Source organism: Bacillus sp. LL01 (genome assembly GCF_001037965.1).
In genome coordinates this window covers 1-8,762 of the sequence record NZ_LFEL01000058.1, presented here as the reverse complement: position 1 = coordinate 8,762, position 8,762 = coordinate 1, and the positions used below count along the sequence as shown (strand labels likewise).

General features: G+C 43.5%; 7 protein-coding genes and 3 rRNA genes. 1 reads left to right on the top strand and 9 read right to left on the bottom strand.

Annotation, left to right across the window (positions count from 1 at the left end; all coding sequences use genetic code 11):
* From AB685_RS23820 to AB685_RS23795, 6 genes are all read right to left on the bottom strand, one after another.
* Positions 1-189: DUF5698 domain-containing protein (locus tag AB685_RS23820; RefSeq protein ID WP_047973068.1), on the bottom strand; the 189-nt coding region annotated here is incomplete at its 3' end.
* Positions 190-326: 137 nt separating this feature from the next.
* Positions 327-887 (bottom strand): isoprenylcysteine carboxyl methyltransferase family protein, encoded by a 561-nt coding sequence (locus AB685_RS23815; RefSeq protein ID WP_047973067.1) that lies wholly within the window; start codon positions 885-887, stop codon positions 327-329.
* Positions 887-1,984, bottom strand: coding sequence for a 3-oxoacyl-[acyl-carrier-protein] synthase III C-terminal domain-containing protein (locus tag AB685_RS23810; RefSeq protein ID WP_047973066.1), 1,098 nt, complete (start codon positions 1,982-1,984; stop codon positions 887-889). Before AB685_RS23810 ends, AB685_RS23815 begins: the two co-directional genes overlap by 1 nt.
* A gap of 107 nt (positions 1,985-2,091) precedes the next feature.
* Positions 2,092-2,736, bottom strand: coding sequence for an MOSC domain-containing protein (locus AB685_RS23805; RefSeq protein ID WP_047973065.1), 645 nt, complete (start codon positions 2,734-2,736; stop codon positions 2,092-2,094).
* Positions 2,737-2,756: 20 nt separating this feature from the next.
* Positions 2,757-3,773: a GntG family PLP-dependent aldolase gene (locus AB685_RS23800; RefSeq protein WP_047973064.1), complete on the bottom strand. Its 1,017-nt coding sequence runs from the start codon at positions 3,771-3,773 to the stop codon at positions 2,757-2,759.
* Positions 3,774-3,863: 90 nt separating this feature from the next.
* Positions 3,864-4,079: a hypothetical protein gene (locus AB685_RS23795; protein WP_047973063.1), complete on the bottom strand. Its 216-nt coding sequence runs from the start codon at positions 4,077-4,079 to the stop codon at positions 3,864-3,866.
* 298 nt (positions 4,080-4,377) lie between these two features.
* Here AB685_RS23795 and AB685_RS23790 point away from each other — a divergent pair, with 298 nt between their 5' ends.
* On the top strand, positions 4,378-4,701 hold the full coding sequence (locus AB685_RS23790; RefSeq protein WP_047973062.1) for a hypothetical protein: 324 nt from the start codon (positions 4,378-4,380) through the stop codon (positions 4,699-4,701).
* A 386-nt stretch (positions 4,702-5,087) separates the two neighbouring features.
* On the opposite strand, the gene rrf is transcribed toward AB685_RS23790, so the two are convergent.
* From rrf to AB685_RS23770, 3 genes are all read right to left on the bottom strand, one after another.
* Positions 5,088-5,204 (bottom strand): 5S ribosomal RNA (gene rrf / locus AB685_RS23780).
* A 99-nt stretch (positions 5,205-5,303) separates the two neighbouring features.
* A 23S ribosomal RNA gene (locus AB685_RS23775) occupies positions 5,304-8,243 on the bottom strand.
* A gap of 426 nt (positions 8,244-8,669) precedes the next feature.
* Positions 8,670-8,762: ribosomal RNA gene (locus AB685_RS23770) — 16S ribosomal RNA — on the bottom strand; the annotation flags it as partial.

Genomic DNA, 8,762 nt, shown 5'->3' with positions numbered 1-8,762 from the left:
GTTGTCTAGTACCAAACTTAAACCAATTACATAGACAAGGATTTCAATCACACTAACACTCGCAGCCAAATAGCGTTGACCTTTCAATGTGAAAATCATTCGAACCGTAAACAAAGTAACATAGACCACATTGATCACTAAAATAATGAACACCATTGTTAACGCGTTTTCCATTAGCAGTGTAAGCATCCATTGCACCCCCTATTTCTCTCACTCATTCCCGGCAAGCGTAACACGTAAAATGCGCTTTAGAACATAGGAAGTTTTGTTGAAAAAAGAGAGTTTTTGTCTCTAGATAGACAGAAAAATAGACTAGCTAAGCTAGCCTATTCATCGTAACTAGGGACAAATCGCCCTCTATCTTTGAAGACTTCCTCATAATTCGTAGCTTCTTTTAGCGCTCTCTCCTCCTCTCTAATTCGTATGCGCAAGATCATCACATTTAAAATTGAAAAGATGAAAGCCGTCCAATAGGCTTGAAAGATAAAAGGAAGTGCGAGGATTTCCATTGCTACAATCACATAATTAGGATGACGCATAAAACGATAAGGTCCCTTAGCAACTACCTTAGCTCCTGGTAAGATCATAATTCTCGTATTCCAAAAACGCCCAAGTGATGATAAGGCCCATACACGAACTACTTGAGTAATTAAAAAGATGATTAATGGGATTATAGACCAGCGAACCACTTCTGTGCCCATGAAAGAGATTTCTATAAGAAGGGCTACAAAAAAGAGAGCATGCATCGCCACAATGTATTTATAATGTTCAGCTCCCGCTTCATATCCACCCTTCTTTTTGATCCACTTAGCATTTTGATTTGCAATGATGACTTCAATTACCCTTTGGAGCATGACAAAACCAATAAAGAGATAAACGAAAACCATTATTGCATCCCCTCCCACTGAAGTAAAACTAACTCAGAACAAAAGCCTGGTCCTAATGCAGCCATTAAACCGTATGAACCTGGCTCCATCTCTTGATTCATAAACTGTTCAAGTACATATAAAACGGTGGGGGAAGACATATTCCCATGCTTATTTAAGACCTCTCTTGAAACCTCCGTCATTGATTCTGGAATTGATAAGGTTTCCTCATAAGCTTCTAATACCTTCTTTCCACCGGGATGTGCAACAAAAGCATCGATCTGACCAGCTTCAAGGTTGTTACGCGCTAAAAATTCATCGACATTTGGCTTCAACCAATTCTTAATAATGGAGGGAATGTCACGAGAAAATACCACATGCAACCCTGAATCCTTTACATCCCACCCCATTACTTCCTCTGAATCTGGCATAAGTGTGCTCATCGTTTGACGAATTACAGGACGTACAAATCTGTTGCTGTTATGTACCATTGAAGAATGATCACCAGATACTAAAGCACACGCAATCCCATCAGCAAATAGTGATGTCCCTACTAAGTTACTTTTTGAACGATCATTTCGCTGAAACGTAAGACTACATAATTCAATACAAACAACTAATACATTGGACTCCGGATAGGCTCTACAATATTCATACGCACGACTAATTCCAGCCGCTCCCCCCGCACACCCTAGTCCCCAAATCGGAATTCGTTTGGTATGAGGAGAAAAAGGTAAGACGTTCATGATGCGAGCATCAATACTAGGCGTAGACATTCCAGAACTTGAAACGAGAATAATCGCATCAACTTCTTTTACATCAACTTCTTCTTTTAAAAACAAGCGATTGTTTAGACATTTTTTAATGGCCTCGGCCCCATATTTTGTAGCTAATTCAATATACAGATCATTCTTTTCTTTTAGAGAATGATCCTCTTTAAACCAATCTATTGGTGCCGCAAACTGACGCTCACTGATCTGACCATTAGCAAATACAGTTAGTAGTCTTTCGATACTCTGAAAATTTTCACTAAACAACTCACGAGCAAACTCTGTTATCGTATCTTGAGTAAATGTATTTGGAGGAGCATACGTGCTAATTGAAGTAATTGAAGGCATCTTTTCACCCACCCTATTGTTATGAGTTTATTTTGTCCAAATTCACTTCTTCCATTCCCTTACTATAATGTAAATAAACAAAAGAACCCTTTCACTAGAAAGAGTCCTTACATGATTCTGAGCTTTTTACGAAATGCCTCCTGCCATTCTAAAGCTAGTTCCTTTAATTCGACCATCGCTTCTAGTTGTTCTTTAGTAGCATGAGGATTATGCCGACACTCGTTTATTTCCATAACAGTTGGATGCTCATTACGTTTTTCAATTCGTATGAGCTCATTAGCTAAGGAGGCTTCTCCTTCTTTTACTACTCGAAAATAATAACCACTAAACCCAGTTTCTTTCACCCATAGTGGCATCTTTGGCTGTTTATGCTTAAGTCCTAATTTGAAGCATGGGTGTCTTGGCTGGCTTATTTGAATGATTGCACTTCCAAGTTCAAAGACATCTCCAATATGAACGTCTTTTTCCAACCAGCCAATTAATGTTAGGTTCTCTCCAAAAGCAGATGAGCCAACATCTTGACTTAACTTATTTTCCCAAAACGAATAATGCTCATATGGATAAGCACATATCGCTTTATCCACTCCGCCATGATGAATGAGATCAGCTTGTGTATCCCCATTTATTCCAGTGGAGTGTATTGAGACTACGTTTTCAGTGGGTTCTTTAAAGATACTTGTCTTTATTATTTTACTTCCATGCTCTATTTCACGTGGTATCCCCAGGTGAATGGCTTGAATTGACTTTGACATACCTACACTCCAATCTAGAATTATAAAGAATTAATTGTTTTTAATGCCTGAATTATTTGTTGACTAGTAACGTCATAATGAGTGGTGAATCTAACAACAGATGGACCAAATGAAACAGCCTTAATTCCATTTTCAGAGAGTTTATGAATATATWCAGTTGAGTTTATTCTTTTTCCAGATACATCGACCAAAACGATGTTTGTGTMCACATTATTTATTACCTCTAGACCCGCGACTGCACCTATTCCCTCTGCAAGAACCTTAGCATGATGGTGATCTTCACTTAAACGATCCACCATCTCTGTTAAAGCAATAATCCCAGGAGCCGCTATCGTTCCTACTTGTCGTAAACCACCACCGAGTCGTTTTCTCCACTTGCGAGCTCTTGTAATGAATTCTGAAGAACCTGCGATAAGTGAGCCTAATGGTGCCCCTAACCCTTTAGATAAACAGATTTGAACCGTGTCGGCATTTTGAGTAAATTCTTTTATTGAGCATTGCTTAGCGACAGCTGCATTAAACAACCTTGCTCCGTCTAAATGAACAGGTATTGCATGCTTTTTTGCTACGTCATACACTGCTTTCATGTTCTCCAATGAAACGATTGCACCACCTGCACGGTTATGAGTATTCTCCATGCAGATTAAACCAGTCTCTGGCTCATGTATATCATTTCCACGGATGGCTAACTCAAGTTCATCCGGATTCATTTCCCCTCTTACTCCAGATAATGTCCTTGTCTGAACCCCTGCAAAAACAGAAATAGCCCCACCTTCATAATAAAAAATATGCGAATCTTGCTCAAGTAATACTTCATTTCCACTTCTACAATGTGTTAACACTGCAATTTGATTACCTTGAGTACCACTTGTCACAAAAAGAGCATCCTCTTTTCCTAATTTACTTGCTGCTAATTCTTCTAGCCTACAAACGGTTGGATCTTCTTTGTATACATCATCCCCAACCTCTGAATGATACATAGCGTCTCTCATAGCCTGAGTCGGTTTTGTAACGGTATCACTTCYTAGATCAATCACTCTCTCACTCCTCATTCATATAAAAAACCTCTAGCATTAGAGGTTTTGTTTACTATTTATTATTATAGAGGACTTATCGAAACAATGTCTTCAATCTAGATCAATAAATTTTGAAAGGTAAGTTATGACTCCTTTTCTTCCTAGAGATTTAATTGCTTCAATCGTTTCAATGACTTGATCCAACTTCCCTTTTTCTTCTAATAAGATAATGACTTTTTGAATGCTTATCTTTTTGTTGGTTTTAGGTGAGATTAATTCATCTTCTTTTAAAATACCAAATTGATCTTCTAGATATTCTGTAAACAACCTCATCATCCCTTTCCGTGTTGTGTACCTATCTATTTAAAACCCGCTTCTTTTCATTGGTGATGTTGATCTGATCTTAACTTATTAATGCTTGTCTTCACCACCCCTGTGATAGTTTATCTCTCAAAGAAAAAGAAGATTCTTTCTGCTGCAAATTCCTCTTTTAAAAGTGGGACACATTACATCTTCCAAACATAGGATAACTAAAGCCTCCGAGTCCATTTACTAACATTATTATAGTCGGACGGGCAATCAACTTTTAAGTCACAAAAATATATCAAAAGAAAGGAGGAACACAGTGTTAAAAGAACTCCAACCACTCATTTTATTTTTCACTCTTTTCTTATTGATAGGTTTCAGCGTAATGAGCTATTTAGGTTATCACATGATTGAGACTAAAACGGAGAGAGTGGTTTTGCTTAAAGAAGGGATCATAGAAAAACACGAAGCAGGAGACYCTGTTACAAGTGAATTGAGGCAATACACACACGAAATGCAAACGTTAGAGAAGCAGCATCGTTTATTATATACATGGTACTTTAAATACCTTTTTGAATACCCTGAGCTTACACCAATGTATTGGGACAGGCATAACTCAGAGTTATTAATAGGAGAAAGATAACTGGTAAAGTAAACGATGCTTTCTAGAGATTCCACAACTACAAAGTTAAGAGAGTAAGCTCAATTGCATCCTCTACTTTTCAAGCATCAAAAAAAGCATTCCATAAATGGAATGCTTTATCGCCTGGCAACGTCCTGGCTCATTCTTTTTCTTCTACGGGGAAGGTTTGCCACGTTGCTATGCTTCGAAGCTTTTCTCGAAGATTTACGAAGAGAAAGAACTCGTCTCACAGGGGGAAGACACGAGGTTTCTCATAGAAGCTTTTTCATGATCAATCCAAAGGAGAAATCGAAGAAGCCGCTGCTCCTTCGGACCAGTAAGCTCAATTACGCCTTTATACTCTTTATACATCAAAAAAACCATTCCGATAAGGAATGGTTTTAGGTGCCTGGCAACGTCCTACTCTCACAGGGGGAAGCCCCCCAACTACCATCGGCGCAAAAGAGCTTAACGACCGTGTTCGGCATGGGAACGGGTGTGACCTCTTTGCTATCGCCACCAGACTATGTTTCACTTCAGATCCTCAAACGAGGCTCTTYGTGAAATGTTTGAGAGGGTTCTCTCAAAACTAGATAATGCAAAATAGAAGGGTCAAGAATTGTTTGGATAAGTCCTCGACCGATTAGTATCTGTCAGCTCCACGTGTCACCACGCTTCCACACCAGACCTATCAACCTCATCATCTCTAAGGGGTCTTACTGGATTAACTCCATGGGAAATCTCATCTTGAGGGGGGCTTCATGCTTAGATGCTTTCAGCACTTATCCCGTCCACACGTAGCTACCCAGCGATGCTCCTGGCGGAACAACTGGTACACCAGCGGTGTGTCCATCCCGGTCCTCTCGTACTAAGGACAGCTCCTCTCAAATTTCCTACGCCCGCGACGGATAGGGACCGAACTGTCTCACGACGTTCTGAACCCAGCTCGCGTACCGCTTTAATGGGCGAACAGCCCAACCCTTGGGACCTACTTCAGCCCCAGGATGCGATGAGCCGACATCGAGGTGCCAAACCTCCCCGTCGATGTGGACTCTTGGGGGAGATAAGCCTGTTATCCCCAGGGTAGCTTTTATCCGTTGAGCGATGGCCCTTCCATGCGGAACCACCGGATCACTAAGCCCGACTTTCGTCCCTGCTCGACTTGTAGGTCTCGCAGTCAAGCTCCCTTATGCCTTTGCACTCTTCGAATGATTTCCAACCATTCTGAGGGAACCTTTGGGCGCCTCCGTTACTGTTTAGGAGGCGACCGCCCCAGTCAAACTGCCCACCTGACACTGTCCCTGAACCGGATYACGGTTCGAGGTTAGAATGTCAGCACAGTCAGGGTAGTATCCCACCGACGCCTCCATCGAAGCTGGCGCTCCGACTTCCAAGGCTCCTACCTATCCTGTACAAACTGTACCAACATCCAATATCAAGCTACAGTAAAGCTCCATGGGGTCTTTCCGTCCTGTCGCGGGTAACCTGCATCTTCACAGGTACTATAATTTCACCGGGTCTCTCGTTGAGACAGTATCCAAGTCGTTACACCATTCGTGCGGGTCGGAACTTACCCGACAAGGAATTTCGCTACCTTAGGACCGTTATAGTTACGGCCGCCGTTTACTGGGGCTTCAATTCAGAGCTTCTCCCGTAAGGGATAACCCCTCCTCTTAACCTTCCAGCACCGGGCAGGTGTCAGCCCCTATACTTCGCCTTGCGGCTTCGCAGAGACCTGTGTTTTTGCTAAACAGTCGCTTGGATCTTTTCACTGCGGCTCTCTCGGGCATACACCCTAATAGAGCACCCCTTCTCCCGAAGTTACGGGGTCATTTTGCCGAGTTCCTTAACGAGAGTTCTCCCGAGCGTCTTAGAATTCTCTTCTCGCCTACCTGTGTCGGTTTGCGGTACGGGCACCTCTCACCTCGCTAGAGGCTTTTCTTGGCAGTGTAGGATCAGGAACTTCGGTACTATATTTCCCTCGCCATCACAACTCAGCCTTCGCGAGAAGCGGATTTACCTACTTCTCAGCCTAATTGCTTGGACGCACATATCCATCAGTGCGCTTACCCTACCTTTCTGCGTCCCCCCATTACTCAAACGGTGAGGAGGTGGTACAGGAATTTCAACCTGTTGTCCATCGCCTACGCTTTTCAGCCTCGGCTTAGGTCCCGACTTACCCTGAGCGGACGAGCCTTCCTCAGGAAACCTTGGGCTTTCGACGGAGGGGATTCTCACCCCTCTTTTCGCTACTCATACCGGCATTCTCACTTCTAAGCGCTCCACCAGTCCTCTCGGTCTRACTTCGCAGCACTTAGAACGCTCCCCTACCACTGACACCTAAGGTGTCAATCCATAGCTTCGGTGATACGTTTAGCCCCGGTACATTTTCGGCGCAGAGTCACTCGACCAGTGAGCTATTACGCACTCTTTAAATGGTGGCTGCTTCTAAGCCAACATCCTGGTTGTCTGGGCAACTCCACATCCTTTTCCACTTAACGTATACTTTGGGACCTTAGCTGATGGTCTGGGCTGTTTCCCTCTTGACTACGGATCTTAGCACTCGCAGTCTGACTCCCGAGTAAAAGTTTTTGGCATTCGGAGTTTGACTGAATTCGGTAATCCTGTGGGGACCCCTAGTCCAATCAGTGCTCTACCTCCAAAACTCTCAACCTCGAGGCTAGCCCTAAAGCTATTTCGGGGAGAACCAGCTATTTCCGAGTTCGATTGGCATTTCACCCCTACCCACACCTCATCCCCGCATTTTTCAACATGCGTGGGTTCGGGCCTCCATTCAGTGTTACCTGAACTTCACCCTGGACATGGGTAGATCACACGGTTTCGGGTCTACGACGGCGTACTCATGCGCCCTATTCAGACTCGCTTTCGCTACGGCTCCGCCTTATCAGCTTAACCTTGCACGACATCGTAACTCGCCGGTTCATTCTACAAAAGGCACGCTGTCACCCATTAACGGGCTCCAACTAGTTGTAGGCACACGGTTTCAGGATCTGTTTCACTCCCCTTCCGGGGTGCTTTTCACCTTTCCCTCACGGTACTGGTTCACTATCGGTCACTAGGGAGTATTTAGCCTTGGGAGATGGTCCTCCCGGATTCCGACGGGGTTTCACGTGTCCCGCCGTACTCAGGATCCACTCTGGAGGAAATAGAATTTCGACTACAGGGCTGTTACCTTGTCTCGCGGAYCTTTCCAGATCGCTTCGCCTATCCTATTTCTTTGTAACTCCGTATAGAGTGTCCTACAACCCCAAGAGGCAAGCCTCTTGGTTTGGGCTGTTACCGTTTCGCTCGCCGCTACTCAGGTAATCGCATTTGCTTTCTCTTCCTCTGGGTACTTAGATGTTTCAGTTCCCCAGGTCTGCCTCCTCATGCCCTATGTATTCAGGCATGGGTACTATTCCATTACGAATAGTGGGTTCCCCCATTCGGATATCCTCGGATCAAAGCTCACTTACAGCTCCCCGAGGCGTTTCGCCGTTCGTCGCGTCCTTCTTCGGCTCCTAGTGCCAAGGCATTCACCGTGCGCCCTTTCTAACTTAACCAAATTAAAAAAGGTTGTTGTCGACTTTTTCAAGTTCGACGTGAATTCTCGACATGCTCGTTTGACCTTCTCTTATATAATAAGACCGGTAAACRTACATTTCGTTTCTATTTGCATTATCTAGTTTTCAAAGAACCAAAGCGCTTAACTCTTATCTAACAAGTTAAGTACTATCTGTAGAAAGAAAAAAATTCTTCCAAAACTGAACAAAAGACCAAAGCGCATATGATCGTAAGATCATATATCGACTAGAGTTAAATACTCCATAGAAAGGAGGTGATCCAGCCGCACCTTCCGATACGGCTACCTTGTTACGACTTCACCCCAATCATCTGTCCCACCTTAGGCGGCTGGCTCCAAAAGAACAAAAGACCAAAGCGCATATGATCGTAAGATCATATATCGACTAGAGTTAAATACTCCATAGAAAGGAGGTGATCCAGCCGCACCTTCCGATACGGCTACCTTGTTACGACTTCACCCCAATCATCTGTCCCACCTTAGGCGGCTGGCTCCAAAA